Source organism: Pseudomonas sp. WHRI 8519 (assembly GCF_040224055.2).
Taxonomy (GTDB): domain Bacteria; phylum Pseudomonadota; class Gammaproteobacteria; order Pseudomonadales; family Pseudomonadaceae; genus Aquipseudomonas; species Aquipseudomonas putida_X.
The window spans coordinates 4,898,187-4,924,908 of the sequence record NZ_CP167996.1; the positions used below are offsets into that span (position 1 = coordinate 4,898,187).

Consider the following 26,722-nt stretch of genomic DNA (forward strand, 5'->3'; position numbering starts at 1 on the left):
CGCACCCGGCGCCTCACGGCCAGCGCGCCCCACTGACGCGCCCTGCGGTCCTGCTTCAACACCCTGAACAGTGCCCGCTCCCGCCCCTATCCCCCTTGGGCTATCGTCAGTCGGGCGAACAAGAACAATACGCTCCGGCGTCCGCGAACCGTACCTGCCCTTTACTGGCCGGCGGAAACCTTCGCGGGCAAAGCCCATGGAGCACGACCAGACTGTTAGGGACCTACTTAATGACAACCAGCAGCACGTATGCCCAGGCGCCTGCCGCGCCGGTCAACTCCCCCGCGCGGGTCGCCACTGCCAGTTTCATCGGCACCGCCATCGAGTTCTACGATTTCTACGTTTATGCCACTGCCGCTGCGCTGGTGATCGGGCCCGTGTTCTTCCCTTCGGGGTCGGGCACCGCACAGATGCTGGCGGCCTTTCTTACCTTCGGCATCGCCTTCCTCGCCCGCCCGCTGGGATCCGCACTGTTCGGGCACTTCGGTGACCGCATCGGGCGCAAGTCGACGCTGGTCGCCTCGCTGCTGCTGATGGGGGTATCCACCACGCTGATAGGCGTGCTGCCAGGCTACGACAGCATCGGCGTGTGGGCACCGATCATCCTGTGCCTGCTGCGCTTCGGCCAGGGCCTTGGCCTGGGCGGGGAATGGGGTGGTGCGGCGTTGCTGGCCACCGAGAACGCGCCGGCGGGCAAGCGTGCCTGGTTCGGGATGTTCCCGCAGCTAGGCCCTTCGATCGGCTTCCTGGCGGCCAACGGCCTGTTCCTGACCTTGGCCCTGCTGCTCAGCGACGAGCAGTTCCGTGAGTGGGGCTGGCGCATTCCGTTCCTGCTCAGTGCCGCGCTGGTGCTGGTAGGCCTGTACGTACGCCTCAAGCTTGAAGAAAGCCCGGTGTTCGCCAAGGCCGTGGCCCGCCACGAGCGGGTGAAAATGCCGGTGGTGGACCTGTTCAGCAAGTACTGGCTGCCGACACTGCTGGGGGCCGCGGCCATGGTGGTGTGCTATGCGCTGTTCTACATCTCGACGGTATTCTCGCTGAGCTACGGCGTCACGACGTTGGGCTACAGCCGCGAGACGTTCCTAGGCCTGCTTTGCTTCGCCGTGGTCTTCATGGCCCTGGCCACGCCGCTGTCGGCCTGGCTCAGCGACCGTTACGGGCGCAAGCCGGTGCTGATCGTCGGCGGTCTGCTGGCGGTGGCCTCGGGCTTCACCATGGAGCCTTTGCTGACCTCTGGCTCGACCACAGGTGTTGCGTTGTTCCTGGCCATCGAGCTGTTTCTGATGGGCGTGACGTTCGCACCGATGGGCGCATTGCTGCCAGAGCTGTTCCCTACTCACGTGCGTTATACCGGCGCATCGGCGGCGTATAACCTGGGCGGCATCGTCGGGGCTTCGGCGGCGCCGTTCTTTGCTCAGAAGCTGGTGAGCATGGGCGGGCTGAGCTGGGTAGGTGGGTATGTATCGGTTGCGGCGGTAATCAGCCTGATCGCTGTGCTGTGCCTGAAAGAGACCCGCCACACGGAGCTTTGAAGGCTTGAAGCTGCAGGCTTGAAGCTGCAAGCCTCAAGCTGCAAGCAAAGGCATCCCCTTGCAGCTTGCAGCTTGCAGCTTGCAGCTTGCAGCTTGCAGCTCAAAGCTTAGAACTCGACCTTGACCGCCTGCGCCGCACGGGTCGCCTTGGCGCGCGCCGCTTCGATCGACTCATCACGTGCCAGGCACACACCCATGCGGCGTTGGCCGTTGATTTCCGGCTTACCGAACAGGCGGATCGCGGTATCCGGCTCGCTCAACGCTGCGCCGAGGTTGGCGAAGCTGGTCTGCTGCGACTGGCCTTCAGGCAGGATCACCGCCGAAGCGCTAGGGCCGAACTGGCGTACCACCGGGATCGGCAGGCCCAGAATGGCACGGGCATGCAGCGCGAACTGCGAGAGGTCCTGGGAAATCAGGGTGACCAGGCCCGTATCGTGCGGGCGTGGCGAGACTTCGCTGAACCACACCTGATCGCCCTTGACGAACAGCTCGACGCCGAACAAACCACGGCCGCCCAACGCATCGGTGACCGCCTTCGCCACACGCTGCGACTCGGCCAAGGCTTTCGGGCTCATCGCCTGGGGCTGCCACGACTCCTGATAGTCGCCCTTCTCCTGACGGTGACCGACTGGCTCCAGATACGTGGTGCCGCCAACATGGCGCACGGTCAGCAAGGTGATCTCGTAGTCGAAGTCGATGAAGCCTTCGATGATCACGCGGCCCTTGCCGGCGCGGCCACCCTCCTGAGCGTAGTCCCAAGACTTCTGCAGGTCGGCATCGCTGCGCAGCAGGCTCTGGCCCTTGCCGGACGAACTCATCACCGGCTTGACCACGCACGGGTAACCGACATCGGCCACAGCCTTGGCGTAGTCTTCAAAGGTGTCGGCGAAGTGGTACGGCGAGGTTGGCAGGTCCAGCTCTTCGGCCGCCAGGCGGCGAATGCCCTCGCGGTTCATGGTCAGCTGGGTGGCGCGGGCGGTCGGCACGACGTTGAACCCTTCGTTCTCCAACTCGACCAGCGTAGCGGTGGCGATGGCTTCGATTTCGGGGACGATGTAATGCGGTTTTTCAGCCTCGATAATGGCGCGCAGGGCGACACCATCGAGCATGTTGACCACGTGGCTGCGGTGCGCGACCTGCATGGCCGGTGCGTTGGCGTAGCGGTCCACGGCGATCACTTCGACGCCCAGGCGCTGCAGCTCGATCACCACTTCCTTGCCCAGCTCGCCACAGCCGCAGAGCAGTACACGGGTCGCGGTAGGCGACAATGGGGTTCCGATACGGGTCATTTCAGGTCCTCGAAGGCGTCCGGGGCCGCGCCAGTCTAAGCGCCGCCCGCTGAAAAAGGACCGGTATTCTACACCATCAGCCGGCCACGGCAGCCCGCCGCGCACGAAATGCCATGGCCAGCCACACCGCAGTCACGCCGGCGAACTTGGAGGCCATTGCGGTGCCGATCACGGCCGGTGTCAGGGCACCGATCATGCCGAAGAAAATGAAGGTATCGACCGGGATGCTCAGTGCCGAGCTCAACCACAAGCGGTCACGCAAGGGGCGCCGGGTAATGCTGAACACCAGCCAGTCGATCAGCTCGGAAACGAAGAACGCAGTGGCGCTGGCCAGGGCAATGGCCGGCTCGGACGTCACGTACGACAGCACCAGGGCCAGCAGCATGGCGATCAGCGCGCCATGGCCGTAGCGGGTCTGCACCATGTCACGCAGGATGAACACCAGCCCGCCCCAGGCGGACCAGATCACGTCCAGGTGCGGGGCGCTGGAAAAGGCAAAGTTGATCAGTACAACGCTGCTGATGTAAGCGATTAGAAAGAACATGGGCAGTGACCGTCCGGCAAGCGGCACAGATTACCTGATTTTCGAGTCAACCGCAGCGCTTACATGATCAATCCGGCAGCCACCGCCCGCTCATGGCAACGCTTGAGCACCGCCCGGCGTTCGGTATTGTCCATCCGCCCCCAACGGCCAATCTCTGCCACGGTACGCTGGCACCCGGTGCACACATCCTGCTCGTCCAGCGCGCAGATGCTCACGCAGGGCGAAGCGACCGGGCGCTCAGTGGCGATCACCTCACTCATCGTCCACCTCCAACTCCCGCGCATAGCGCTGGGCGTTGTGCACATAGTGCGCGGCGCTGGCCTCGAGCAGGCGTTTTTGCTGCTCGGTGAGCTCGCGCACGACCTTGCCAGGCGAACCCATGACCAGCGAACCATCGGGGATTTCCTTGCCCTCGGGGATCAGCGCATTGGCGCCGATGATGCAGTGCTTGCCGATGCGCGCACCGTTGAGGATCACCGCATTGATGCCGACCAAGCTGTAGTCGCCAACCGTGCAACCATGCAGCATGGCGTTGTGGCCGATGGTCACGCCCTTGCCCAAGGTCAGCGGCGAACCCATGTCGGTATGCATCACGGTACCGTCCTGGACGTTGCTGTCCTCGCCGATATCGATCAACTCGTTGTCACCGCGCAGCACGGCGCCGAACCACACACTGGCGCGCGCCTGCAGGCGCACCTTGCCAATCAGCATGGCATTGGGCGCGGCCCAGCTGGTGGCATGGCTCTCGACCCGCAGGTCGCCCAGGCGGTATTTCATTCTCGCTCCTCAGGGTATCAGCGGCGAAGGGGGGCGCCGTTCAGATCTCTACATAACGCTCGGGTGGCTGATGCAGGCTGATGCCTGCGTCATACAGCAAATTGACCAGTTCGACGATCATGATCGCCGACAGCCCCCAGATCTTGTATTCGCCATATCGATAGCTGGGCACATACCAACTGCGGCCCTGGTAATCGATACGGTGGGTGTGGTCACGCGGGTCCTGGCGGAAGAATTCGAGCGGCACGCTGAATACTGCCGCGATCTCCGCATCATTGGCGCGGTATTCGACGAAATCGGGGATAACCCCGACGAATGGCGTCACTTTCAGCCCATGCAGGGAAATCAGCGGGCTCAGGGGGCCGAGTACTTCCACCAGGCCTGGCGGCAAGCCGATCTCTTCTTCGGCCTCGCGCAGCGCGGTGAACACCAGGTCGGGGTCCTCCGGGTCGCGCCGGCCACCGGGGAAGGCAACTTCGCCGCCATGGGTGGAAAGGCCCTTGGCACGCAGGGTCAAGACCAGCTCGGGCGCTTCGCTGCGGGTAATGGGCAGAAGTACCGCAGCCTCGGGGAACCGTCGGTCGGTTTCCAGTGAAGCTGGTTGGTGGTTGCTCATTCGGCGAAGTAGCTCGTCCAGCATTGCGCACTCTCGTTTCCAAGGCCTGCCCTGCATGATGCACCAAAGCCGCGAAGCACCCAAGCCCTGTACGCTTGCGGCAGGCATGCCTGGCGCGCCAAGATAGCCTGGGCTCAAGGGAAGAACAGCATGAAATTCTGCAGCGCGTGCGGCCAGCCGGTCATTCAGCGGATACCCGAAGGCGACAGCCGCCTGCGGTATGTCTGCGATCATTGCCAGACCATTCACTACCAGAACCCGAACATCGTCGCCGGGGTGTTGCCGGTGTGGGGCAGCCAGGTGCTGCTGTGCCGGCGAGCCATCGAGCCCCGCCGCGGCTTCTGGACCTTGCCCGCCGGCTTCATGGAGAACGGCGAAACACTGGACCAGGCCGCCCGCCGTGAAACTGTCGAAGAAGCCTGCGCCCGGGTCGGCGCGATGGCCCTGTACCAGTTGTTCGACCTGCCGCACATCAACCAGGTGCATGTGTTCTTCCGCGCCGAGCTGGCCGACCTGGACTTCGACATCGGCACCGAAAGCCTGGAGGTGCGGTTGTTCGACGAACACGAAATACCGTGGGGCGAGCTGGCTTTCCGGACCGTCACACGCACACTAGAATGCTATTATCGCGACCGCATCGGGCAGCATTACCCCATAGGCCATGAGTACCTGCCACCGATGAACGTTTCGCCCACCACTTAAGCTTGCAGGTACCGCTTCATGCGCTGGTTGTTTGCCCTTTTCTGCCTTTGCGTTACCTCGGTGTCCCAGGCGGCCTTCACCGAAACCATCATTCGCAAGCCGCAGCCGCCTTTGCCAGCAACATCGCAATCGCAGGCAGCCATGCAGCCGCTGATCGACAAGGTGCTGGTGATCAAGTCCGAGCGCCGCCTGCAACTGATCAGCCGTGGCGAACCGCTGAAAACCTACCGTATTTCGCTGGGCAAGCAGCCCAAGGGCGCCAAGCAGCGCGAAGGCGACAAGAAAACCCCCGAGGGCCTGTACTGGCTGGACTGGCGCAAGCAAAGCGACCGTTTCAACCTGTCCATGCACATCACCTACCCGAACATCAGCGACGCCGCCCGTGCCACACGCGAAGGCTGGAGTGCCGGCAGCATGATCATGATCCACGGCACCCCGATCAACGACGAGTATCCCGAATGGTATTTCCATACGCTTGACTGGACCGATGGCTGTATCGCCATGCGCAACTCGGACATGCGCGAGGTCTGGGACCTGGTACCAGACGGCACATTGATCGAGATTCGGCCCTGATAGTCCGGCATTCCGGTTGATGCTGTAGGAACCTTCCCACTTCAATCAAGCATCTGCCCTACCGCAGTGTAGGTAGCAGACTGCATCCAATCGACTGGCAAAATTTTTAGCATCCACGCAAACGAGTACGCAGGCCGTACGCCATTTGCGGGGATCCCCAATGCCATCCCGATACCGCCACATCGCCAGCAGGCTGCTTGCCTGCTGCATGACCAGCTTGCTGGCCCTGCCACAGGCATTGGCGGACGACCCTGCCAGCCTGCAACTGCGGGATCAACAGCGCACACTGCGCCAGTTCGAGCAGCAGCAACGGCTGCAGCGCTGGCAACGCCCTCCAGCCGCGCAACCCGATGCCCCCCTCTCGCCGAACCCACCCCGCGACAGCCACTGCTGGGCGATCACCGGCGTTCGTCTGGCCGGCAACCGCCAGCTTTCGGCACAGGCCCTTGAGCCGGCCATCCAGGCACTGACAAAACCCTGCCTGGGCATCGCCGACATCAATCGCGTGCTCAAGGCCATCACCCAGCGCTACGTGCTAGCCGGTTACCCGGCCAGCCGCCCCTACTTGCGGCAAGCACCAGCGCATGACGCACCGCTGGACATCGTCATCATCGAAGGCTTCGTCGAATCGATCGAGCTGGATGCCGAGCTGCCGCTTTCCCTGCACAACGCATTCCCCGATCTGCTGGGCAACCCCCTGTACCTGCCAGACCTAGAGCAGGGGCTGGACCAGCTCAACCGCCTGCGCGCCTACGAGCTCAGTGTCGACCTGTTGCCAGGCGAACTGCAGGGCGGCACGCGGGTGCTGCTGCAGCCTCGCCACGTGGCTTCACGCTGGCACCTGGACAGCCGCTTCGATAACCGGGGCAGCCCGTTGACCGGGCGTCACCGCCTGAACCTCGGCCTTGGCGTGGACAGCCCCTTGGGCCTGAACGACGACCTGCGCCTGTCGCTGTCCACCACGGTCATCGATGCGCCGGGGCGCAGCCAGGGCGTCGCCCTCTACTACAGCCTGCCCTACGGCCCATGGACCTTCACGCTGAATGTCGGCCAGCTGCGCTACAACGCGCCGATTCCGCAGGGGCGGTACGACAGCAACGGCAGCAGCAGCTACCAGAGCGTCAGCGCCGAGCGCATGCTCTGGCGCAACCAGTACGGCATGCTCAGCGCCAGCGCCCGGCTGGACCGCAAACGCCTGATCAACCGCGCCGGCTCTGCCGTCATCGGCCTGCAGAGCCCCACCCTGACCAGCGTGGAGGCCGGGCTCAACCTGCTCTGGCTGGACCACGGCCTGTGGCACGCCTACATCGGCGTCGCCCAAGGCACCCACTGGCTGGGTGCCGAGCAACCCGCCAGGCACGCGACAGCGCCAAAGCCCGACTATCGAAAATACCGCGCCAGCCTGCTGCACCTGCGCCAGGGGCCTGCGAACTGGCCGTGGCGCTGGCAAAGCGAGCTTGGCCTGCAGTACAGCACCGATGCCTTGCCGGCCGTCGAGCAGATGTTGTTGAGCGACGATTCGGCCGTGCGTGGCTTTCGCCTGCGTACCTACAGTGGCGCCAGCGCCGCCGCCTGGCGCAATACCTTCAGCCAACCGCTGCCACTGCCCTGGGCCACACCGGCTACGGTGCGCCCCTACCTGGGCCTGGACCTGGGCTGGGAACGGCTGGCGCAAGGCGCTTCGCCGCGCCGGCTGGCAGGTGCCACGGCGGGTATCGAAGTGACCCTGCCGCACAGCCGGCTGCGCCTGGACTATCAGCGTGCCCTCTATGCCAGCGACCTGCACCGCCCGATGCTCGAACCCGGATTCTGGGTGCTTGAGTGGGCCCTGAACATCTGACTGACCCACAACAAAGAGAACGAGAACATGCTTACACTCTCGCAGATACCCGCTATCCGTCCCGATACCTTGCGCTGGGCCATTTTTCTCGCCCTGCTCGCCTCCACCAGTGCGCTGGCCCAGAACGGCCTGGAGGCGGCCACCGGCCCTGGGGGTACACCGCTCATCAACAACAACCATGGCGTACCGGTTATCGACATCGTCGCGCCCAATGCCAACGGCCTGTCGCACAACCAGTTCCTCGATTACAACGTCGCCCGCCCCGGCGTGGTATTGAACAACGCGCTCCAGGCCGGGCAGTCGCAACTGGCCGGCGCGCTGGCGGCCAACCCCCAGTTCCAGGGCCACGCAGCCTCGACCATCCTCAACGAGGTGATCAGCCGCAACGCCTCGCTGATCGAGGGCCCACAGGAGATCTTCGGCCGCCCGGCCGATTACATCCTGGCCAACCCGAACGGCATCACCCTCAACGGCGGGAGCTTCATCAACACCACCCGGGCCGGGTTCCTGGTCGGTACGCCGGAGTTGCAGGACGAACAGCTCAAACACCTCAACACCCTCAATGCCAGCGGCACTCTGCAAGTGCTCGCAGGCGGGCAGCGCAATGCCGAAGGTGCGCTTGACCTGATCGCGCCACAGCTCGACAGCAAAGGCGTACTCCTGGCCCAGGGCGACCTCAACGTCACCGTTGGTCGTAACCGCCTGCGCCACGACGACGGGCAGGTCATCGAGCATCTGCCGGGTACGCCGTCGAGCATCGACGCCAACCTGTTCGGCGCCATGCGCGCTGGGCGCATTCGTGTCGTCAGCACTGCCGAGGGCGCGGGGGTGCGGGTGGGGCCGGTGCAGCTCAAGGCCGACCAGGGCATCACCCTGCAGTCTGCCGGCGCGCTGCAGGTCAGTGGCCATGCAGACCAGTCAGGGGAACTGAGCACCGACCACGGCGCCTTGCAACTCACCGCCGCCGATGACCTGCGCCTTGGCGCCGTCGACGGCAAGGCCGAGCGCATCGAGATAAAGGCAGGCAAGAAGCTCACCCTGGACGCCGAAAGCCGCCAGAGCATCGCCCGCGAGCAGGAAAGCTGGAACAAGAAGTTTTTGTTCATCACCCGCGAGACCTACCAACGCGAACGAACCACCACCGACCAGCACGTGCGCGGCACACAGCTGCAAGCCAGTGACAGCGTGCTGTTGAAGTCCGGCGCCGACATGCGCCTGGTGGCAGCCGACGTGGCTGCAGGGGGCGACCTGACGCTCGACAGCGCTGCCGACCTGGGCATTGTCGCCGGCACCACCAGCCAACGTATCGAGGAGCAGGTACGCCACCGCAAAGACCTGTGGCGCGGCGACAGTGATACCAGCCAGTACCAGGAGTCGGCACAAGGCAGCACGCTCAATGCCGCGCGCATGACGGTCAAGGCCGATGACACCCTCACCGTGCAAGGTAGCAAACTGCACAGCCGTGCCGACCTGGACATCACTGCCAGGAACGTCGACATCGGCACTACGGCGCTGCAGGAGCAGGGTACAGACCGCAACTACAGAGGCGACCTGGTATCGGGCACTTTCTTTGGTGGCCGCAAGGGCAACGATACCCAGGGGCAGCGCCTGGCCGGCAGCGCGGTCACGGCCGATGCCAAGCTGAAGGTTGCGGCCGAACAGGTGAGCATCAAGGGCAGCAACGTCCACGGCGCCCAGGACGCGGTGCTGCACAGCGACAAAGGCGCCTTGGCGATCGAGGCCGACCACGCCAGCACCGTTGCCACCGAGCGCGACAGCAGCAGCAAGCTGTTCGGCCTGATTGGCAACGATCGCGAGCGCACGCAACACAAGCAGCAGGTGTTGAGCAGTGACGTCAGCTCTGCCAGCAACCTGCGGCTGGCCAGTGCCGAAGACTTGCGTATCCAGGGTTCGAAAGTGACGGCCGCCGGGCATCTGCAGGTCGAGGCCAAGGGCGACCTGTCGATTGGCAGCACGCAGTCACGCGATGAAAGCCAAACAAGCAGCCAGCGACGCGGTTTCACGGCCAGCGCCAAACAGACCGAAACGGCCGAAGACGGCAAGCCCGAGTCGCGCCAGTACGCCGCAGGCGTTGCTTACGAAGTGGTCACCACCACAGGCCAACAGCGTGAAACATCGCAGGTGGCCAGCGAATTGACGGGCGCTACGGTTGGCCTGAACAGCGGCGCGCACCTGCAGGTCAACGGCTCCAACGTACAGGCCAAAGCCGGCGACCTGGACGTGCAGGCCAAACAGCTGACCCTTGGCGCCACACGCAACGAGCGCGAGTCGTCCAGCGGCTCTACCCACAGCGGCGGCGGCCTGAAGGTGACTGGCGGTATCGACCGGCTGGGCAGCCTGTTCGAAGGCCATCGCAACAACGAAGGCGTCACCGAGCGCGACAGCAAGACGCAACGCACCCGTTTGCAGGCCAGCGGCGACCTGAAGCTCAGCGCCGACGAATTGATCACCGAAGCGGCAAGCGCCAACGCAGGCAACACCCTCGAGATCACTGCCAAACGCATCGACAACCGTGCCGTGCAGGACACCCATGACCGTGAAGTGCAACGCAATGACGGGTCAGGCAGCCTCGGCGCCAGCCTGGAGTACCGTGACGTGACCCGGCCGATCGAACGCTTGGTCCAGGGTGAAGAAGCAGCGCGCTTCCAGCAGGCCTCGCCCGAAGACGCAATGGTGGCACCGAGCGGTGGCGGCGACATGACCCTCGACCACCTCAAGCGCTTGGAAAACCAGCGCCGTGGCTTTGCCCAGGTGAGCGAACTGGCAGGGGCAAGCGTGAAGGTCAAGGCCGATACCCTCGATGACCAGGGCACCGCCTGGCGCGCCAACGCCGGCGCCCTGCAGGTCGACGCGCAGCACCACCAACTGCGCGCCGCCGAAAACACCCGGGAGGATAGCCTCCAGCGCCTGTCCTACGGTGGCGACCTGCGCGTGGATACCAGTTCGGGGAGTGACCTGAACGTACGCGTTTCCGGCAAGGGCGGCTCGCAGGACAAACAGGCGGTCGTCCGCACTGCAGTGCCGGGCAGCCTGTATGGGCAACAGGGCATTCAGGTTCAGCTGGGCAGCGATGGCCGCTACGAAGGCACACGCATCGAGGGCGGTGAAGGTGATGTGCTGATCCAGAGTGCCGGTACCCTGTCACTGCCCCAAGCCACCGACCACACCCAGCAGCGCTCACGCCAGCTCGATGGCAACGCCTGGGCCAAGGTCGGCAATCGCCCAGGCAGCACTGGCGTCGACGGCCGAGGCTATCTCAACCATGCCTGGGAGCAGGCAACCCAAACCAATGCCCAGGTGGCGCAGATCGACGGCAAAGGCCAAGTGCGCCTGACCAGCGGGGGCGACATGCTGCTCGAAGGCACGCGTATCGGCAGCCGCGAGGCCAAGGTCGGTGACACCCTCCTGCAAAGCGCTGGCCGCTTGCAAATCGAGGCTGCGAGCAATACCCGGCAGGCCACCGGCGGGGGCCTGGGCGGCGGTCTGGAGCTGGCCGTGAAGACCGGCACCACCCAAGGTGGCGCCATCGGGGGCCACTTCAACCACGGCAAGAAGAACGAGGATGCTCGCCAGGCAATCGATGCGCAGTTGCAAAGCGCGGGCAAACTGACCCTCAGCAGCCGCGCTCGCGAGGACATCGCTGTGCACCTGGCGGGCCTGCAGGCATCGGCCGAGTACATCGACATCGACGCCGTCAAGGGCGGTGTGCTGGTCGAAGCGTCATCCACTGTCGAGCGCCGCGACAACCTGGACATCACCGCTGGCGCCGGTTTCAACACGTCCAAGGGCGACACCGACACCCTTGGGCTGCATGGGCGTGCCCGGGTCGACCTGGACAAACGCGACAACCTGATCTGGAACGCCGGCAACCTGCGCGCCGAGCGTATCGGCCTGCACAGCCGCGGCGACACCCGCATCGAAGGCGTGAGCCTGGAGGCCGGGCGCATCAGCGGCGCAATCGATGGCGACCTGCGCATTGCCAGCCGCAAGGACAGCGTCGATACCCTGATCGTGAACGGCGATGCACGGCTGAGCAAAGAGCGAAACCCGCAGGGCTATGTGAACGCTGCCACGGCCGTCGCAGGGCCGCTGGGAGGCAAGGTCAGCGAAAAAGCAGGTTCTGCCCTGGCCAAGGTCGACCCGGGCGTTTCGCCCACCTTCAGTCTCGATGTGTCGCATGTTCAGCGTGATGGCGTTGCCCAGCAGACGACGCTCAAGGGCAGCGAAGGGGTAGAGCTTGCGGTGGGTGGTGACGCTCACCTGACGGGCGCGCGCGTGCGATCGGCCAAGGGTGACGTCACACTCACCGCCAGCGCGGTGACCCAGCAAACGCTGAGCGGCAATGATTACCGCCGCGATGTATCGATCGATGCGTCGAATTCGCCGGTAGACCTGGGTACCGCCATTGCCCAGATCAGCAAAGGCAAAGGCGCCGCAGACGGCGAAAATGCACTGGACTTAGGCCTGCTACGCACCAGTGGGCATAGCCGCAGTGAGCAGTGGGCTGCGGGGGTTGAAGGCAAAGCCAACTGACCCAGAGCCCCTGTCGCCGGCAAACCGGCGACAGGGCCATGAGCTGCACGGCAACCGCTGCTTACCAACGCCACGTCTGTTGCCCCGTCAATGCCTGTGGCCCCAGCAGCCGAGCAGCACGCAGCAGCGGTGTAAGTGCGGCGTCCGGCTGCAGTTCGGCCGCTATCACTGCCTGGCGCCCCAGAAGGTCTGCATCCAGCGCCAACCGATGCTCACGCTGTTGTATCAGCTGCCCATGCAGGCGCCAGCCTGTGCGGCAATCCATTTCTACCCAGCCCTGCCCCAACCCCAGCGACCAAGGTTCGCTCAAAGCCAGGTCAGTGACCGCGATGCGGCCTTCGCTGGTACGGCACTGCCGCCCCGCGCCTTGCAGGCGCAGCGTGCCCTGCCACTGCCCGGCCAGGCGGTAGGCGGTCTGCACACTCGCCTGGGGAGCCTCTGCGGTAACGTGCATCCGCCAGCGCCATGGCCAGCCTTCGGCCTGCAACTGCCAGCCCTGGCCCTGAAAGCCCAGCTGTGCGTTGGCCTGCAAGCGCCACGGCTGCAACGCCCAGCGCACCGGCCCGACAGGCCCGACTTGCTGCGCCTGGCCCTGCCACAGGCTGCCGCTGACGCCCTGCATCGGCAGGCCAAAGCCCAGTGCAACCCAGGATGCCGGCAAATGCACCAGCAACGTCAGGCTGAACACCAGCCCGGCCCACAGCAGACCACGGCTGCTCATGGCTGCACCACCACGTCGAAACGCAGGCCTTCGGCATCCTGCTCCAAGCCCCACTGCAGCGGCTGAGCCCCCTCTGCACGCAACGCCTGCAGCCAGCGCTGCAACACCTGCTCATCGGCCACCAGGCCGCGCAACTGCCACACCTTGCCTTGCACCTCGACCTCGGCCACGTCGATGCGCCGGGCCTGGGCAGACTGGCGCAGCCGCTCCAGGCTCACGGCTGGGCCGCTGTGGAAGGCGGCGGCCTGCACAGCCAGCCCATGCCACTGGCTGAGCTCGCGCCATTGCGACACACCCTGACGCAGGGCCAGCAACGCCAGCAGAACGCCGATCAGGCACCCGGCAAGCAACATTCGATGACGCTCAAACCACTCGCGGGTCATGTTGGCGCTCCCAGATCGAAAACCACGTGTGCCGAGGGTGCAGCGCTCAATACCTGCACCGCCGCAGCGGCGGCGCTGGCCATTTCGTGCCAGGGCGGCTCGCCCCCCTCGCCCTGCAGGCGCAGGTGCCAGCGCTGGCCGTCAAAGCGCACCGCTTGCAAGCGCCAGCCTGGGTGCTCATGCAGCCAGGCCTGCAGACGTGCCTGCAGGTCTTGAAGCTGGCGCTCGCGCAGGTGCTGTTGCAGCTCGCTTTCGCGCAGGCGCTTGAGGGCCTGCGCCGCTTGCCCAGGGCTGGCCTGGGCGCCGGTGACGGCCAGCACCTGCGCGCGCCAGGTGTGCACCTGCCGCCATTGCTGGCCCGCCCATAGCCCGCACCACACCACGGCCAGCATCAGGCAGGCGACAACAAGCCCACGCGGCAGAACAGGCATTCGGGGCGCGGAGCGTGCCTGACGGATGCGCTGGAACAGGCTTGGGAGGGTGTCGAGCGGCGCCAGGGTACCTGGCCAGCGCCCGACCTGGCTGGCATTACGCAGGCTACCCCAGGGCTGCTGCGGCACCTCACCCAGCGCGTCAGGCCAGGCCAGCCAATGGGCCTGCCCCTCTTCGCTGTGCCCCAGGTACAGGCACAAGCCAGGTGCGCGCTGCCACTGCCAGCCCGTCCCGGGCTCAGGCGTGGGCAACAGCTGGAACTCGGCCCAACAGCGCTCGATCTCAAGCCCCCATTGGCTGCACTGCCCACGCCATCCCTCCAGCGCCGCCCGCGCTACCGCCAACAGGCGCAACTGGCCTGCCTGGCGAGCGAGGCAAGCGCACTGCACCTGTTCGGCGTTCTCCAGCAAGTGGTCTTCCAGCAGCATGGGCCACTCGTCACGTTTGAGGCCTGGCGGCGCGGCCAGCTGAAACTGGCTGCACCGCTCGCCCGGGATGATCAGCGCTACCCGTGCACCCAGGTTCGCCGGGGGTTCGCCCTGCCCTTGCCGTTGGGCCACACCGTTTTCGACCAACAGCCAGTCCCAGACCACGCCCGGGCGCAGCAGCAACCATGGCCGCGCAGGCACACGTCGACGCCATTCAAGCTTCATGAACGCCCCCAAGGGAGCGTGAAGGTGCAGACATAGGGGGCTCCGTCGCGCTGCAATTGCACGCGCACACCCCGGCCGGGGTGCACGGGTTGATCAGAAGGCCAGGGCAGCCAGCGGCCTCCCTGGTGATAAAGCACATTCAGCGCACTGACCTGCTGCAGTTGCTCACGCATGATCCAACGGGGTTCGCTGGCCGCGTACAAGTCTGCCGAGGTTTCCAGTATCAGGCGCTGCTCACGGGCGTCGAAGCGCAGGCGTTGGCGCTGCAGGCGCGAGCCACCTTCGGCCTCAGGCACAGCCGTGGCTGCCACCCAGAGCAACTGCTGGCGGTCGGGCTGCCAGTCGAGCCAGCGGCTGGCCAGTGGCAGGCGTTGCTCATACACCCGGCGTAATACCGGGCTGTCGAAGCGCCGCTCCAGGGCCAGGCAGAACTCCAGCACACTGTACTCCTGGCCCGTCACCTGCAGCCGCTCGCGAACCTTGAGCCAGCCATTGACCAGCGCCGCGAGCATGACCCCAAGCAGCGCGGTCAAGGCCATGGCCACCATCAGTTCGATCAGGGTCAAGCCTGCCTGCCGCCGCTTCATGGACGCTCCAGAAAAACCGTGTACTGGCCCAGCGGCAGGCGTTGATCGCGGTCGGCATACAGTTGCATCTCGCCGCGGCGCAGGTCGCGCACACCGGTACGGCGCAGCTGCAGCTGCCAGTGGCACGCCTGCCCGCCCTGGCTCAACACACCACTGGGCTGGTTGCTGGCCGGCCAGTACTGCTCCACGGCAAAGCGTGCCTGCAGCTCGCGAGCGCACAGCACGCCAAGGCGATGCCATTGCACACTGTCCTGAACGGCCAGGCGCTGACGCAGAACCTGGCTGGTGATCACCGCCAGCACGGCGGCAATCGCCAGGGCCACGGTCACCTCCAGCAGGGTGAAGCCCTGTTGCCTGCGCTTCATGGTTCCACCCCCACACGCAACTGGCCGTTACGCCCCCACGCCCAGCGCTGGCTGCCACCGGCCCAGTGCCAGCGCACCGAACCCGGTTGAGCCCACCCTTGCGGCGTGAACTGCAGAGGCGGCTGCAGGCTGGCCGGCCAGTCGGGGCGCAGCCCTTTGGGCCAGTCCCCAACGCTCGCGGGTTCGGCCACCCAGCCCTCGCGCTCACGCCGCACGAACTCTGGGCGCTGGCCGGTCCAGCGCAACCCGCGCAGTTGCCCGGCATGCCGGGCCAGTGCAGCCTGGGAGCGGACCTGCGCAGCCAGCCGCTGCAACGCCTGATCGACGCTGGCCTTGCCGCTGTCCAGCCAGGCCACGGCAAGCCCGGTCATGAGGCCGGCAATGGCCAGCACCACGAGCAATTCGAGCAGGCTGAAACCGCGCTGCAGGCGCATCGCTCACAGCGCCCAGTTGCCCAGGTCGGCGTCCTGGCCTTCGCCGCCCGGCACACCATCGGCGCCCAACGAATACACATCGACCCGGCCATGCTCGCCAGGCATACGGTACTGATACGGGGTGCCCCACGGGTCATCCGGCAGGCGGCGTACATAACCATCGCTGCGCCAGGCACGCGGCAGCGGCTCCTGGGCCGGTTTTTTCACCAGCGCAGCCAGGCCTTGCTCATTGCTGGGAAAGCGCAGGTTGTCCAGCCGGTACATGTCCAGCGCCTGCTCGAGCGTGCTCAGGTCGGCCATGACTTTCTGCCGCATGGCCTTGTCCTGGTTGCCCAGCACGCTGGGCGCGACCACGGCGATCAGCAGGCCGATGATGAAAATCACCACCATGATTTCCATCAGGGTGAAGCCGTGTTGGCGCTTGCGTCGATGCTGCATGGGGTTGCTCCTAGTCATCTACAGTTGCAGGCCCTGGTTGAGTTGCATGATCGGCAGCAGCACCGCCAGCACGATGAACAGCACGACGGCGCCCATCACCAGGATCATCAGGGGTTCGAAAAGCGCCATGGCCGTATCCACCTGGCGGGCAAAGCCACGCTCCTGGTCGTCGGCCACCCGCTCGAGCATGTCGGCCAAGGTGCCGCTGGCCTCGCCACTGCCGACCATGTTCACCAGCAAGGGCGGGAACTGCTGGCAGGCGTCCAGCGCCCGGTGCAGGCTGGTGCCGCCCTGCACCTGCTGGCGCACCTGCTCCATGGCCAGGCGGATGCGGCGGTTGCCGACGGTTTCAGTGGCCACCTGCAAGGCTTCGAGCAGCGCGACGCCGCTGCTGGTGAGGATCGCCAGGCTGCGCGCCAGGCGGGCACTTTCCAGCACCTGCAACAGCCCGCCTGCGCGCGGCAGGCGCAACAGCAGGTCGTCGCGGCGCAGGCACCAGTGCGGCTTGCGCAGCAACCAGCTGGCCAGCAGCGACGTGAGGGCAGCCAGCCCCAGCAGCCAGGGGCCGGCGTGCACCAGGCCCTGGCTCAGGGCGATCAGCAAGGAGGTGATCAGCGGCAGGCTCTGCCCGGCATGGGCAAACTGTTCGGTGAGCTTGGGTACGACGAAGGTCATCAGGCCGATCACCACCGCCAGCGATACGCCCATCAGCACGCAGGGGTAGATCAGTGCGGTACGCGCCTTGTGCTGCTGGCGCTGTACCTGTTCCAGGTGGTCTGCAAGCCGGGTAAGCACCTGGGCCAACCGCCCCGAGCGCTCACCGGCTTCCACCAGCGCGCAGTACAGGCCGGTGAAAGGCGCGCCCTGGCGGGCCAGGCTGCGGGCCAGGCCAAGGCCTTCGGCGAGCGAGCCACGCAGGGCCACCAGCACCCCGTGCAGGGCTGGCTGGCGCAACTGGCGTTCAAGCGTCGCCAAGGCATCGACCAGGGGGATGCCCGCGCCGGTCAAGGTCGCCAGCTGGCGTGTCAGCTCACACAGCTGGGCACGGCTCAGGCGTTGTCGGCGAGGCTGTCGGGCACCGTTTTCCAAGCGCTGCAACTGGCGGGGGAACAAACCCTGCTCGCGCAGCAACTGGCGTGCATGGCGTTCGCTATCGGCCTGCAGGCTGGCTTTGTGGGTCTTGCCGGCCAGATCAACGGCCTGGTAACGAAAGGTCGGCATGGGTCAGCCCTGCACCACGCGCAGTACTTCGGCCAGGCTGGTCTCGCCGCGGGCCAGGCAGTCACTGGCCATCGCTACCAGGCTCTGGCGGCGCTCGGCCAGGTAGTCCTGCATGGCCAGTTCACTGGCGCCGTCATACAGCAGGCCGATGAGACCGGCGTCCAGTTCGATGAATTCGTACAGGCCCAAACGGCCGATATAGCCAGTGCCCTGGCACTGCTCGCAGCCCACCGCGTGGTAACTGCTGCCCAGCGCCGCCAGCTCAGGCCACAGCGCACGTTCGGCCGGCTGCAGGGGCTGCGCCACGGCGCAATGGCACAACCGCCGCACCAGGCGCTGGGCCAGTACACCGCGCAGGCACGATGCGATCAGGAACGGCTCGACGCCCATGTCGCGCAAGCGGGTGACCGCGCCCACTGCGCTGTTGGTGTGCAACGTCGACAGGACCAGGTGGCCGGTGAGGCTCGCCTGCACGGCGATCTGCGCAGTTTCCTGGTCGCGGATTTCGCCGAGCATGATCACATCCGGGTCCTGGCGCAGGATGGCACGCAGGCCGCTGGCAAAGGTCAGCCCGGCGCGCGGGTTGATGGCCGTCTGGCCGATGCCGGCGATGGCGTATTCCACCGGGTCCTCCACGGTGAGGATATTGCGGCTGCCGTCATTGAGGCTGTTGAGGCTGGCGTACAGGGTAGTGGTCTTGCCCGACCCGGTCGGCCCGGTAGACAGCACAATGCCGTTTGGCCTTGTCAGGCAGCTGCGCAGGCCGCGCAGTACTGCCGGGGGCATGCCCAGGTTGTCCAACGCCAGCAAACTGGCCTGTTTGTCGAGCACACGCATGACCACGCGCTCACCGTGGATGCCGGGCAAGGTCGAGACGCGCACGTCCACCTCACGCCCGGCGGCGCGCAAGGTGATACGGCCGTCCTGGGGCTGGCGTTTCTCGGCGATGTCCAGGCGCGCCATGACCTTGATCCGCGACACCAGCATGGCCGACAGCGCGCGCGGCGGGCGCAACACCTCGCGCAGGTGGCCGTCGACACGCAGACGCACCACCAGGCTCTGCTCGAAGGTCTCGATATGGATGTCCGAAGCGCGCAGGCGCAGGGCCTGGCCGAACAGGCCGTTGATCAGGCGGATCACCGGCGCTTCATCATCGCTTTCGAGCAGGTCCTCGATGCGCGGCATTTCGCTCATCAGGCTGTCCAGGTCGACCTGTTCGCCGATGCCTTCGATCAGTGCTTCGGTGGCGGCATCCCCGGCCTGATACAACTGGCCGAGGCGTTCGTCGAACGCCGCAGCTTCCAGGTAGTGCAGGGCCACGGGCTGGCCGTGCACACGCAGCAGCTCCTGCAGCTGGTTACTGTCGGCATCGCGGCGCAGCCACAACTGCCAGCCAGCCTCGGTCGGGGCCATGGCCAGCCCGGCCTGACGCGCAAGGCGATAGGGCAACATCACCAGTCACCCCCGTCCAGGCGTGCGCGGCTGGCGGGGAACACCCGCAGCAGCTGGCCGTCCTGCGCAAGCCCTGGCAGCTTGAGCGGCGTGGTCTGCTGCAGGGTGCGGTACTTGTCTTCGCTCAAACCCGCCAGGCTGGGCCCGTCACGCAGGATCCGCGGGCGGATGAAAACCATCAGATTCTGCTTGGTGTTCTTGCTGGCCTCGGACCGGAACAGCCGGCCCAGCCCTGGAATATCACCGAGAAACGGTACACGTTGATCGCTGGTGCTCAGCTCATCGCTGATCAGCCCGCCAAGGATCACCAGGCCGTTGTCCTCGACCATGACCTTGGTCTTGATCTCGCGCTTGTTGGTGATCACGTCGCTGGCGGCGCTGGAGTCGGCGATCGATGAAACTTCCTGAACGATATCCAGGCGTACGCTGTTATCGATATTGATCTGCGGTTTTATGCGCAGCTTCACCCCTACTTCCTTGCGCTCGATGGTCTGGTAGGGGTTGGCGTTGTTCTGCGTCACGGAGCCGGTGACGAAGGGCACTTCCTGGCCGACCAGGATCGATGCTTCGGCGTTGTCCAGGGTCAGCAGGGTTGGCGTGGACAACAGGTTGAAGCCGCTCTTGCCCTTCAGTGCGTTGATCAGCATGGCGAAGTTGAAGCCACCGCCGAAGTGGCCGATACCGGCCGTCACGCCTGTGGTGGCCGACAGCAGGTCGCCCAGCGCTTCGTTGTCGCCACTGGCGGCGGCGCCCGCGATGTTGGCGATGTTCACCCCGTTGCTGCCGAAGTTGACGATGCCAGCGCCGAACTTTTCGTCGGCGAACAGCCACTGCACGCCAAGCTCCTGGGCGCGGCTGTCGGACACTTCGGCGATGATTGCTTCGACCACTACCTGGGCGCGGCGAATGTCCAACTGCTCGACGATGGAGCGATAGGCGGCCAGTTCGCTGTCGGGGCCGACCATGACAACGGCATTGGTGCCCTCCTCGTACTCCAGGCGTATGCCCGAGTCGCTGGCGGCGGCCATCACCGGCTGGTCCTTGGCCTCGCCCTCGCCTGTTCCCTCGCTAGGCACGACGCCTTCCTGGCTCAACCCGCGCAGCACCTTCACCACCTCGCCAGCATTGGCATGGCGCAGGTAGATCACCTGGGTGTTGCTGCTGTGCCGGTTTTCACTGGGCTGATCGAGCTGGCCCAACAAGGCTCGCACACGGTCGGTGCTGCCACGTACCAGCAAGGCATTGCTGCGCGGGTCAGCCACCACCTGGGTGCTATCTGCGCCCTGCTCGCGGGCCAACAGGCGGGTCAGCAACTGGGCGGTATCGGCGGCGCTGGCATGGCGCAGCGGCATGACCTTCAGGGGTTCGTCACTGACCTGATCCAGCTCGCGCAACAGGCTGTCGATGCGTTCGAGGTTGCTGCGCCAATCAGTGACCACCAGCAGGTTTGCCGCAGGGTAAGGAGTGATCACACCGACACGGGGGTCGATCAGCGGTTTGAGAATACCGAGCATCTGCTCGCTGGCGGCGTTACGCACATTGAATACGCGGGTGGCCACGCCATCGCTGCCTTCGCTGGGCTTGCCGGCGGCCTCCACCGGCACCGGCTCAAGGCGCGCGGCCTGGTCGGGGACGATTTTCACGCTGCCATTGGGCAGATCGACCGCGGCATAGCCTTGGGCACGCAGCTGGGCAAGAAAGATATCGTAGATGGCATCGGCATCGTGGCGGTCGACGGTACGCACCGTGACCTTGCCTTTGACCCGCGGGTCGACGATGAAGGTGGTGCCGGTGATGCGCGACACGCTGTCGATGAACTCGCCCAGCTCGGTGTCGACGAAGTTCACCTCGTAAAGCGGTGTGCCGTTGTCATCGAAGGTTTCCGGTTCCTCTGCCCAGGCCGCAGACAGGGCCAGGGCCAAGGCAGCGGCCACGCAATATTTCACCCGCATCGTTCATCCTTGCCGCTTGAAGCCGGTCACGACGGGGCGTGGCGGCCAGGGCAAGCGTTCGCGCCGCCCCTGGTTGTCGAAAATCAGGCCATCGGCGTCGATGTCCTGCAATACGATCCCTGGTGCCAGGCGCTGGCCACGGCCCAAGGTACGCACCTGCTGGCCATAGCGCAGCACCACGACGCTGGCCGACAACGGCTGTGCCTTGAGGCCGCCGAGGTACTGCAATGGCAAGCGGGTGAGCGCAATCGAGCCATCGTCGCCTGGGGCCTGCCAATGGCCGACCAGCAACCCCGGCAGCGGCGCGTCGAGGGTGACCGGGGCGCTGGCCGGTTGCGGCTGGCGCGCCAGTTGCAGCACGCATTGGGCGGCAAGCCACCCGGCCAGCGTGAGCAGGCTGCCGGTCATCAGGCGAGCGGCGAGTGTCATGACACCAGCTGCCGTGGGTGCCAGCCTGGGTGGCCTTGCACGTAGCGCACCTGCGGTACCTGCAAGGCCGCCAGTTGCCAACCCGGCCGCTGTCGCCCGAGCCAGGCCTCGACCCGCTGCCACAACGGCTCACCCGCCTGCTGCTCGAATTGCAGGCCAAAGGTGCGGCACAGGCCCTGCACCGGCTCCAGGCCAGTAATGCGTTTGCCTTGTGGGCTGTAGCTCACCCCCCAGGCCTGGCTCTGCCAGCGTGGCAGGTCCTGACTGTTGTCCAGCAGCAAAGGGTCACCGAACAGTTGCTCGGCCGCGTTTTCCAGCACCTGCTCGACCTGCCGGGCCGGCGCCTCGACCACCGGTGCCGGGTAGCCACCGGTGAGGCTGATCAGGTGCTCGCGCGTGATGGCCTCGCCAGCGGCCAATGGGTAGTCATAGCGAAGGCCCGGCAACAGCACCGGCATACTGCTGTCATCGGCCAGGGCCTGGTGCAGCAACGCGTCCCAACTGCCGCCACGCGTGTCGCGACGCCACAGCGCCTGGGGCGCAAGCGCAAGCGGCTGGTCGAGCCACGCTGCATGGCCTGCACGCTGCTGACGCAACTCGGCCTGCAACTGGCTGGCGCGCAACTGCGCTGCGGGTGAGAGTTGCTGGGCCACTGCCGGAACAAAACGCCCATCGAACTGCCATTGCCCAGCGACCTGTTGGCAACGCAGGCGGAATGCACCGCTGCCCCGGCAACCGGCAAATAACACCGGTATGCGCCGGCCACTGGCCTGGGTCGCCTGTACCGGTGTGGGCCACAGGTCCTGGCCCCGCGCGCAGAGCAGCACATCGATCTGCGCCACGCGCTCGGCCAGCCACAGGCCTGGGCCGGTGCCGACATCCGCCAGCGCCACCACCAGGTCCGCTTCGCGGCGGGCCTGCTCGAAGGTCGGCAGCAGCGATTGGTACCACTGCTTGAGCGAGGCTTTCTGGTCCTGGGCGTATGGGTCGGTGACGCCCACCACGGCGATGCGTGCACCGCCGCGCTCGAAGACGTGCAAAGGCTCCAGGCCCAAGGTTTTACGTTGATCATCGGCAATGCCTGCAGCAAGCGTCATCGCCGAAGACTGGTGGTAAAGCGCGGCACTGCGCTGTGGCCAGAGCACGCGTTCATCACTGCTCACACGGGCTTCGCTACCCAAGAGTTGGCTACCCTGCACACCGCTCTCGCCCTGGGTCAGATAGGCCAGGCCACTTCCGTTCCAGCCCTGGCCATTCTCGAGGGTCAGGCTATTGCCCGGCCCCGCCTCGGCGCGCAGTTGTTCCAACAGGGCCGCGAGCACGGCATAGCCACCCAGTTGCACGCTGGCCGCCTGGCTGGCATCGAGCAAAGGCGCGAGCTCAGGGTGAGCCGCGCTGGCGCTGGCGCCGGTCATCCACGGTGCCCGGCCCAGGTGGCTGACCGGGCCCAGGCGCGTTGCCGGCACCACGGGCCGGCCGGGCTGGCGCGCATCGAGAGTGTCGGCGACGTACAACAGGTCCAGGCTGGCATTGCCGCCGCGCTGGCCCGGGAATGCAGAACAGGCACCGAGCAACGGTGCCAGGGCACCGACACCCATCCATCTGATCATTTCGCGCCTGTACACACTGCTTGCCATCGGGCCCGCCATCCTTATCGAGTTCTTTCTGGGCCCCGGATGTTGCGGCGTTGGCATTACAGTTTGATGGCAGAAATCCGACAACCATTCCAGATTGTTCTGTCTGGCCAAGCGATAAGAACTTAAAGTTTTAAAGCGACGTTAATATTTCTGCCAAAGAATCATCATCTTTGCGCTCTAAAGTCGCGGTTTCCTCCAACTCAGCCAATACAAGGACACCCTGATGAGTCGAGAAACCGGCGACAACCTGGACCGCAACCACAGTGGCAACCTGCCGATGGCCAGCGTCATGGACGCCTACCTAAGCCGTCGCAGCGTGATGCGTGGCAGCCTGGGTGCCGCTATCGCCATGATTGCCGGTACCGGCCTGACCGGCTGCTTCGACAGTGGCGATTCCGACAACGATGACCCGGCAACCGAGCCGCCGGTTACCGAACCTGAAGTACCGAAACTGGCACTGGGCTTCCAGTCCATCGCGGGCTCACGCACCGATGCCTGTGTCGTCGCCGCAGGCTACAGCGCCTACGTGCTGGCACCATGGGGCACGCCGATCAACAGCAACGGCAACCCGTGGAAGTCGGACGGCAGCAATACCTCCAGCGACCAGGCCAACGCCATGGGCATGCACCATGACGGCATGCATTTCTTCCCTATCAATGGCAGCTCCGAAGACGGCCTGCTGGCGATCAACTTCGAATACATCGATGCCGCCGCCCTGCACCCCAACGGCCCGACCACCGACGCCAGCGGCAATCGCCCGGCCGAAGAAGTGCGCAAGGAAATCAACGCCCACGGTGCTGGCGTGGTGCGCCTGCAGAAGCTCAACGGGCGCTGGCAGGTGGTCGACAACGATCCGCTCAACCGCCGCTTCACGACCGCCTCACGCATGGAAATCACCGGCCCCATGCGCGGCACCGACCACGTCAAGACCAAGTACTCGGCTGACGGTACCCACTGCCGCGGCACCAACAACAACTGCGGCAACGGCTACACCCCGTGGGGCACTTACCTGACCTGCGAAGAGAACTGGCCTGGCATCTTCGTCAACAAAGACACTCGCCCGGAAGACCAGCGACGCATCGGCGTCGGCACCTCCAGCGGCCAGTACAAGTGGGAGACCGCTGCCGGTGACAGCACCGAACAAAGCGATGAGTTCGCCCGCTTCGACGTGACCATCAAAGGGGCCAGCGCCACCGACGACTACCGCAACGAAGCCAGCACCTATGGCTACATCGTCGAGATCGATCCGTACAACAGCAGCACCTTGGCCACCAAGCGTACCGCGCTCGGCCGCTTCCGCCACGAGGGCTGCTGCCCGGGCCTGGCGGTGGCCGGTAAACCGCTGGTCTGGTACATGGGCGACGACTCCAACAACGAGTACCTGTACAAGTTCGTCTCCAGCGCGCTGTGGGATGCCGCCGACGCAACCCCGGCCGACCGCCTGGCCACCGGCGCCAAGTACATGGACCAGGGCAACCTCTACGTGGCCCGCTTCAATGCAGACGGCACAGGCGAGTGGATTCTGCTCGACGTGGCCACCGCTACCACTGGCGGCAGCACTCTCGGGGCGCTGTACGGTGACCTGGCAGGCATCATCCTCAACACCCGCGGCGCGGGCGATGCAGTGGGTGCAACGCCGATGGACCGCCCGGAATGGACAGCGGTCCACCCGCTCAATGGCGATGTCTACCTGACGCTGACCAACAACAGCGCGCGCACTCCGGACAAAGTCGATGCGGCCAACCCGCGTGGCCCGAACCGCCACGGCCACATCATCCGCTGGCACGACAGCGACGATCACCTGAGCTTCACCTGGGACATCTTCGTGTTCGGCGCCAACGCTGCCGGTACCGCCGATATCAACCGCTCGGGCCTGACCGAGCTCAACCAGTTCGCCAGCCCTGACGGCATGAGCTTCGATAGCCGTGGCGTGTTGTGGTTCGAGACGGACAACGGCGAGAGCACCGTCACCGATTACACCAATGATCAGGTGCTGGCGGTGATCCCTACCGACCTGGTGGATGCCACTGGCAAACAGATACCGGTCAATGCCCAGAACCAGGTGGACTTGCGCCGCTTCTTCGTCGGGCCTAACGGCTGCGAGGTGACCGGCATTGCCTTCAGCCCGGACAACAAGTCGATGTTCGTCAACATCCAGCACCCGCAGAACTGGCCTTACACCGACAAGGCCACCGATGTGACCCCGGCGGGGACCACGGTACGGCCGAGAGCTTCGACCGTGGTGATCCAGCGTGATGATGGCGGGGAAATCGGGACTGCCTGATCGGCTTGTGCATCAGGGCCGCTTTGCGGCCCAATCGCCGGCAAGCCGGCCACCCGGATCGCGCCAACTATTAGAAGTTGAGCAAGGCAGTTGCCCCCACATGGTCGCGCCGGCTTTTAGAAATTGCGCAAGACGGTTGCTGCCACAGGTAAAGCGCAGGCCTGAAGAACTGCGCGGTCGGGGTGGGAGCCGGCTTGCCGGCGATCGGCTGCACGGCAGCCATTGAACATGATCACCAGACCATCGGCGCCCGACTCTTCACCCGCACCTGCTGCGCCGGCACCCGTGCATGCCACTGCACCACCCCCACGGCCTCCAGCTCAAACGCGCTGCGTATCGTCCTGCCCTGTTCTTCGAACGAAAGCTGCAACTGAAAATGCCCACTGTTGAGCAGCAACCCCTCGCTCAACCGTTCGAATGTTTCGTCGTCCACCGCCCCCAGCGCCTGGCGCAATGCCGCAGCATCTACATAGCCCGACGCCGGCCGACCACTGACGATGCGGCTGAGCAACGAACGGGGATACCGCCCTTCATAAAGCGCTTCGAGCAATGGCAGATGCTCCAGCCCTACGGCATTGGCATTCAGGCGCCAGCCGGTGGTCTGCGGCAACGCACACAACATTGGATAACGGTGCTGGCGCGAGGCATCTGGCTCGAGCAGCAGGTTCAACTCACTGGTATCGAGCATCGGCTGGTTGGCCGCCAGACGAGGCGGCTGCTGGCGCAGATACTGAGCACTTTCGGCCCCCTGCAGGCGCGCATCGCTGTCGCTGTCGAGCCAGTCTGCCAAGGCGTCGACCAGACGCTGGGCGGCCATGTTGTCACCCAGCAAACGCCGTAGCTGGCGTTCGGCACGTTCACCGTCATCCCCCAACAGCGCATTGACGTTGAAACAGGTGTGCTGGTCGTACACCCGCAGCTGGGCCTGGCCGGCGCCAAAGTCGTATTTCAGCGGTTGCCCCCGCAGCGCCTGCCAGAACAGCGGGCTGAGCCGCCAGGCGGGGTCACGCAAGGCCTGCTCGGCATAGGCCAGGCCAGCCTGTTCCATGGCCCGCACCTGTACCCGCTGGCGCAGCAACTGCACGTCATCGACCTGACGCCGCCCATCCTCCACCAGCCAGGCCATCCCCGCCGCGAGCATCGCCAGTACCACCAACACCATCAGCAGTGCGGCGCCCTGCTGTCGCTTGCCACCCATGGCGCAGCACTCCTCTTATCAGACAAGGCGCCAGTCAACAGGGGCGTTGTTGCAGGCAGATTGCAAATACCTTGCAGTCATGTTCGCGTCATCTACGCGAGGCAGGATT

At 65.4% G+C, this 26,722-nt stretch carries 24 protein-coding genes; 6 read left to right on the forward strand and 18 right to left on the reverse strand.

What is annotated here, in order from left to right:
- Window positions 1–230: 230 nt before the first annotated feature.
- Window positions 231–1,532 carry an MFS transporter gene (locus ABRP30_RS22390; protein WP_349974762.1) on the forward strand — a complete coding sequence of 434 codons (1,302 nt, stop codon included), beginning with the start codon at window positions 231–233 and terminating at the stop codon, window positions 1,530–1,532.
- A 107-nt stretch (window positions 1,533–1,639) separates the two neighbouring features.
- Here the strand turns inward: ABRP30_RS22390 and purT are convergent, their stop codons facing one another.
- The 5 genes from purT to ABRP30_RS22415 all read right to left on the reverse strand — a co-directional run bounded on the left by purT (window position 1,640) and on the right by ABRP30_RS22415 (window position 4,782).
- On the reverse strand, window positions 1,640–2,821 hold the full coding sequence (gene purT / locus ABRP30_RS22395) for a formate-dependent phosphoribosylglycinamide formyltransferase (protein WP_267818355.1): 1,182 nt from the start codon (window positions 2,819–2,821) through the stop codon (window positions 1,640–1,642).
- A 76-nt stretch (window positions 2,822–2,897) separates the two neighbouring features.
- Window positions 2,898–3,365 carry a VUT family protein gene (locus tag ABRP30_RS22400; RefSeq protein WP_174142354.1) on the reverse strand — a complete coding sequence of 156 codons (468 nt, stop codon included), beginning with the start codon at window positions 3,363–3,365 and terminating at the stop codon, window positions 2,898–2,900.
- 59 nt (window positions 3,366–3,424) lie between these two features.
- Entirely contained in the window at window positions 3,425–3,625 is a 201-nt protein-coding gene (locus ABRP30_RS22405; protein WP_267818359.1) for a DUF1289 domain-containing protein, read from the reverse strand.
- Window positions 3,618–4,142, reverse strand: coding sequence for a gamma carbonic anhydrase family protein (locus tag ABRP30_RS22410; RefSeq protein WP_349974763.1), 525 nt, complete (start codon window positions 4,140–4,142; stop codon window positions 3,618–3,620). Before ABRP30_RS22410 ends, ABRP30_RS22405 begins: the two co-directional genes overlap by 8 nt.
- A gap of 40 nt (window positions 4,143–4,182) precedes the next feature.
- Window positions 4,183–4,782: a CoA pyrophosphatase gene (locus ABRP30_RS22415; protein WP_241804328.1), complete on the reverse strand. Its 600-nt coding sequence runs from the start codon at window positions 4,780–4,782 to the stop codon at window positions 4,183–4,185.
- 126 nt (window positions 4,783–4,908) lie between these two features.
- Between ABRP30_RS22415 and ABRP30_RS22420 the strand changes: the two genes are divergently transcribed.
- From ABRP30_RS22420 to ABRP30_RS22435, 4 genes are all read left to right on the forward strand, one after another.
- The gene (locus tag ABRP30_RS22420; RefSeq protein ID WP_267818364.1) at window positions 4,909–5,460 is read left to right on the forward strand and encodes an NUDIX hydrolase; all 552 of its coding nucleotides are present in this window, start codon (window positions 4,909–4,911) and stop codon (window positions 5,458–5,460) included.
- Between the two features lie 18 nt (window positions 5,461–5,478).
- On the forward strand, window positions 5,479–6,033 hold the full coding sequence (locus ABRP30_RS22425; protein ID WP_241804326.1) for a murein L,D-transpeptidase family protein: 555 nt from the start codon (window positions 5,479–5,481) through the stop codon (window positions 6,031–6,033).
- A 160-nt stretch (window positions 6,034–6,193) separates the two neighbouring features.
- On the forward strand, window positions 6,194–7,873 hold the full coding sequence (locus ABRP30_RS22430) for a ShlB/FhaC/HecB family hemolysin secretion/activation protein (RefSeq protein WP_267818368.1): 1,680 nt from the start codon (window positions 6,194–6,196) through the stop codon (window positions 7,871–7,873).
- A 27-nt stretch (window positions 7,874–7,900) separates the two neighbouring features.
- Window positions 7,901–12,427: a hemagglutinin repeat-containing protein gene (locus ABRP30_RS22435; protein ID WP_349974764.1), complete on the forward strand. Its 4,527-nt coding sequence runs from the start codon at window positions 7,901–7,903 to the stop codon at window positions 12,425–12,427.
- Window positions 12,428–12,488: 61 nt separating this feature from the next.
- Here the strand turns inward: ABRP30_RS22435 and gspN are convergent, their stop codons facing one another.
- From gspN to ABRP30_RS22495, 12 genes are read right to left on the reverse strand one after another with little or no spacing between them, the layout of a single operon-like run.
- A complete protein-coding gene (gene gspN, locus ABRP30_RS22440) occupies window positions 12,489–13,148 on the reverse strand; it encodes a type II secretion system protein N (RefSeq protein WP_267818372.1) in 660 nt (219 codons plus the stop codon).
- The gene (gene gspM, locus ABRP30_RS22445; protein WP_267818374.1) at window positions 13,145–13,531 is read right to left on the reverse strand and encodes a type II secretion system protein GspM; all 387 of its coding nucleotides are present in this window, start codon (window positions 13,529–13,531) and stop codon (window positions 13,145–13,147) included. The genes gspN and gspM overlap by 4 nt, the downstream gene beginning before the upstream one ends.
- The gene (locus ABRP30_RS22450) at window positions 13,528–14,616 is read right to left on the reverse strand and encodes a GspL/Epsl periplasmic domain-containing protein (RefSeq protein ID WP_349974765.1); all 1,089 of its coding nucleotides are present in this window, start codon (window positions 14,614–14,616) and stop codon (window positions 13,528–13,530) included. The genes gspM and ABRP30_RS22450 overlap by 4 nt, the downstream gene beginning before the upstream one ends.
- Window positions 14,613–15,203 carry a type II secretion system protein J gene (locus tag ABRP30_RS22455; protein WP_267818378.1) on the reverse strand — a complete coding sequence of 197 codons (591 nt, stop codon included), beginning with the start codon at window positions 15,201–15,203 and terminating at the stop codon, window positions 14,613–14,615. The genes ABRP30_RS22450 and ABRP30_RS22455 overlap by 4 nt, the downstream gene beginning before the upstream one ends.
- Window positions 15,200–15,568 (reverse strand): type II secretion system protein GspI, encoded by a 369-nt coding sequence (locus ABRP30_RS22460; RefSeq protein WP_267818380.1) that lies wholly within the window; start codon window positions 15,566–15,568, stop codon window positions 15,200–15,202. The genes ABRP30_RS22455 and ABRP30_RS22460 overlap by 4 nt, the downstream gene beginning before the upstream one ends.
- On the reverse strand, window positions 15,565–16,002 hold the full coding sequence (gene gspH, locus ABRP30_RS22465; RefSeq protein WP_267818382.1) for a type II secretion system minor pseudopilin GspH: 438 nt from the start codon (window positions 16,000–16,002) through the stop codon (window positions 15,565–15,567). The genes ABRP30_RS22460 and gspH overlap by 4 nt, the downstream gene beginning before the upstream one ends.
- Before the next feature lie 3 nt (window positions 16,003–16,005).
- The gene (gene gspG / locus ABRP30_RS22470; protein ID WP_241804317.1) at window positions 16,006–16,440 is read right to left on the reverse strand and encodes a type II secretion system major pseudopilin GspG; all 435 of its coding nucleotides are present in this window, start codon (window positions 16,438–16,440) and stop codon (window positions 16,006–16,008) included.
- 18 nt (window positions 16,441–16,458) lie between these two features.
- Entirely contained in the window at window positions 16,459–17,661 is a 1,203-nt protein-coding gene (gspF, locus tag ABRP30_RS22475; RefSeq protein ID WP_267818385.1) for a type II secretion system inner membrane protein GspF, read from the reverse strand.
- 3 nt (window positions 17,662–17,664) lie between these two features.
- Window positions 17,665–19,113: a GspE/PulE family protein gene (locus ABRP30_RS22480; protein ID WP_267818387.1), complete on the reverse strand. Its 1,449-nt coding sequence runs from the start codon at window positions 19,111–19,113 to the stop codon at window positions 17,665–17,667.
- A complete protein-coding gene (gene gspD, locus ABRP30_RS22485) occupies window positions 19,113–21,065 on the reverse strand; it encodes a type II secretion system secretin GspD (protein ID WP_267818389.1) in 1,953 nt (650 codons plus the stop codon). The genes ABRP30_RS22480 and gspD overlap by 1 nt, the downstream gene beginning before the upstream one ends.
- 3 nt (window positions 21,066–21,068) lie before the next feature.
- Window positions 21,069–21,494 (reverse strand): pilus assembly protein PilZ, encoded by a 426-nt coding sequence (locus ABRP30_RS22490; RefSeq protein WP_267818391.1) that lies wholly within the window; start codon window positions 21,492–21,494, stop codon window positions 21,069–21,071.
- The gene (locus ABRP30_RS22495) at window positions 21,491–23,131 is read right to left on the reverse strand and encodes a lipoprotein UxpA (protein WP_267818393.1); all 1,641 of its coding nucleotides are present in this window, start codon (window positions 23,129–23,131) and stop codon (window positions 21,491–21,493) included. Before ABRP30_RS22495 ends, ABRP30_RS22490 begins: the two co-directional genes overlap by 4 nt.
- 223 nt (window positions 23,132–23,354) lie before the next feature.
- Here ABRP30_RS22495 and ABRP30_RS22500 point away from each other — a divergent pair, with 223 nt between their 5' ends.
- Window positions 23,355–25,415 carry a PhoX family phosphatase gene (locus tag ABRP30_RS22500; protein ID WP_267818395.1) on the forward strand — a complete coding sequence of 687 codons (2,061 nt, stop codon included), beginning with the start codon at window positions 23,355–23,357 and terminating at the stop codon, window positions 25,413–25,415.
- Between the two features lie 232 nt (window positions 25,416–25,647).
- Here the strand turns inward: ABRP30_RS22500 and gspK are convergent, their stop codons facing one another.
- A complete protein-coding gene (gene gspK / locus ABRP30_RS22505; RefSeq protein ID WP_241804310.1) occupies window positions 25,648–26,613 on the reverse strand; it encodes a type II secretion system minor pseudopilin GspK in 966 nt (321 codons plus the stop codon).
- Window positions 26,614–26,722 lie beyond the last annotated feature (109 nt).

Bases quoted from the DNA above. Each gene is read 5' to 3' on its own strand.
- ABRP30_RS22390 (WP_349974762.1), top strand. From the start codon at position 231: ATGACAACCAGCAGCACGTATGCCCAGGCGCCTGCCGCGCCGGTCAAC.
- purT (WP_267818355.1), bottom strand. From the start codon at position 2,821: ATGACCCGTATCGGAACCCCATTGTCGCCTACCGCGACCCGTGTACTG.
- ABRP30_RS22400 (WP_174142354.1), bottom strand. From the start codon at position 3,365: ATGTTCTTTCTAATCGCTTACATCAGCAGCGTTGTACTGATCAACTTT.
- ABRP30_RS22405 (WP_267818359.1), bottom strand. From the start codon at position 3,625: ATGAGTGAGGTGATCGCCACTGAGCGCCCGGTCGCTTCGCCCTGCGTG.
- ABRP30_RS22410 (WP_349974763.1), bottom strand. From the start codon at position 4,142: ATGAAATACCGCCTGGGCGACCTGCGGGTCGAGAGCCATGCCACCAGC.
- ABRP30_RS22415 (WP_241804328.1), bottom strand. From the start codon at position 4,782: ATGCTGGACGAGCTACTTCGCCGAATGAGCAACCACCAACCAGCTTCA.
- ABRP30_RS22420 (WP_267818364.1), top strand. From the start codon at position 4,909: ATGAAATTCTGCAGCGCGTGCGGCCAGCCGGTCATTCAGCGGATACCC.
- ABRP30_RS22425 (WP_241804326.1), top strand. From the start codon at position 5,479: ATGCGCTGGTTGTTTGCCCTTTTCTGCCTTTGCGTTACCTCGGTGTCC.
- ABRP30_RS22430 (WP_267818368.1), top strand. From the start codon at position 6,194: ATGCCATCCCGATACCGCCACATCGCCAGCAGGCTGCTTGCCTGCTGC.
- ABRP30_RS22435 (WP_349974764.1), top strand. From the start codon at position 7,901: ATGCTTACACTCTCGCAGATACCCGCTATCCGTCCCGATACCTTGCGC.
- gspN (WP_267818372.1), bottom strand. From the start codon at position 13,148: ATGAGCAGCCGTGGTCTGCTGTGGGCCGGGCTGGTGTTCAGCCTGACG.
- gspM (WP_267818374.1), bottom strand. From the start codon at position 13,531: ATGACCCGCGAGTGGTTTGAGCGTCATCGAATGTTGCTTGCCGGGTGC.
- ABRP30_RS22450 (WP_349974765.1), bottom strand. From the start codon at position 14,616: ATGAAGCTTGAATGGCGTCGACGTGTGCCTGCGCGGCCATGGTTGCTG.
- ABRP30_RS22455 (WP_267818378.1), bottom strand. From the start codon at position 15,203: ATGAAGCGGCGGCAGGCAGGCTTGACCCTGATCGAACTGATGGTGGCC.
- ABRP30_RS22460 (WP_267818380.1), bottom strand. From the start codon at position 15,568: ATGAAGCGCAGGCAACAGGGCTTCACCCTGCTGGAGGTGACCGTGGCC.
- gspH (WP_267818382.1), bottom strand. From the start codon at position 16,002: ATGCGCCTGCAGCGCGGTTTCAGCCTGCTCGAATTGCTCGTGGTGCTG.
- gspG (WP_241804317.1), bottom strand. From the start codon at position 16,440: ATGCAGCATCGACGCAAGCGCCAACACGGCTTCACCCTGATGGAAATC.
- gspF (WP_267818385.1), bottom strand. From the start codon at position 17,661: ATGCCGACCTTTCGTTACCAGGCCGTTGATCTGGCCGGCAAGACCCAC.
- ABRP30_RS22480 (WP_267818387.1), bottom strand. From the start codon at position 19,113: ATGTTGCCCTATCGCCTTGCGCGTCAGGCCGGGCTGGCCATGGCCCCG.
- gspD (WP_267818389.1), bottom strand. From the start codon at position 21,065: ATGCGGGTGAAATATTGCGTGGCCGCTGCCTTGGCCCTGGCCCTGTCT.
- ABRP30_RS22490 (WP_267818391.1), bottom strand. From the start codon at position 21,494: ATGACACTCGCCGCTCGCCTGATGACCGGCAGCCTGCTCACGCTGGCC.
- ABRP30_RS22495 (WP_267818393.1), bottom strand. From the start codon at position 23,131: ATGGCAAGCAGTGTGTACAGGCGCGAAATGATCAGATGGATGGGTGTC.
- ABRP30_RS22500 (WP_267818395.1), top strand. From the start codon at position 23,355: ATGAGTCGAGAAACCGGCGACAACCTGGACCGCAACCACAGTGGCAAC.
- gspK (WP_241804310.1), bottom strand. From the start codon at position 26,613: ATGGGTGGCAAGCGACAGCAGGGCGCCGCACTGCTGATGGTGTTGGTG.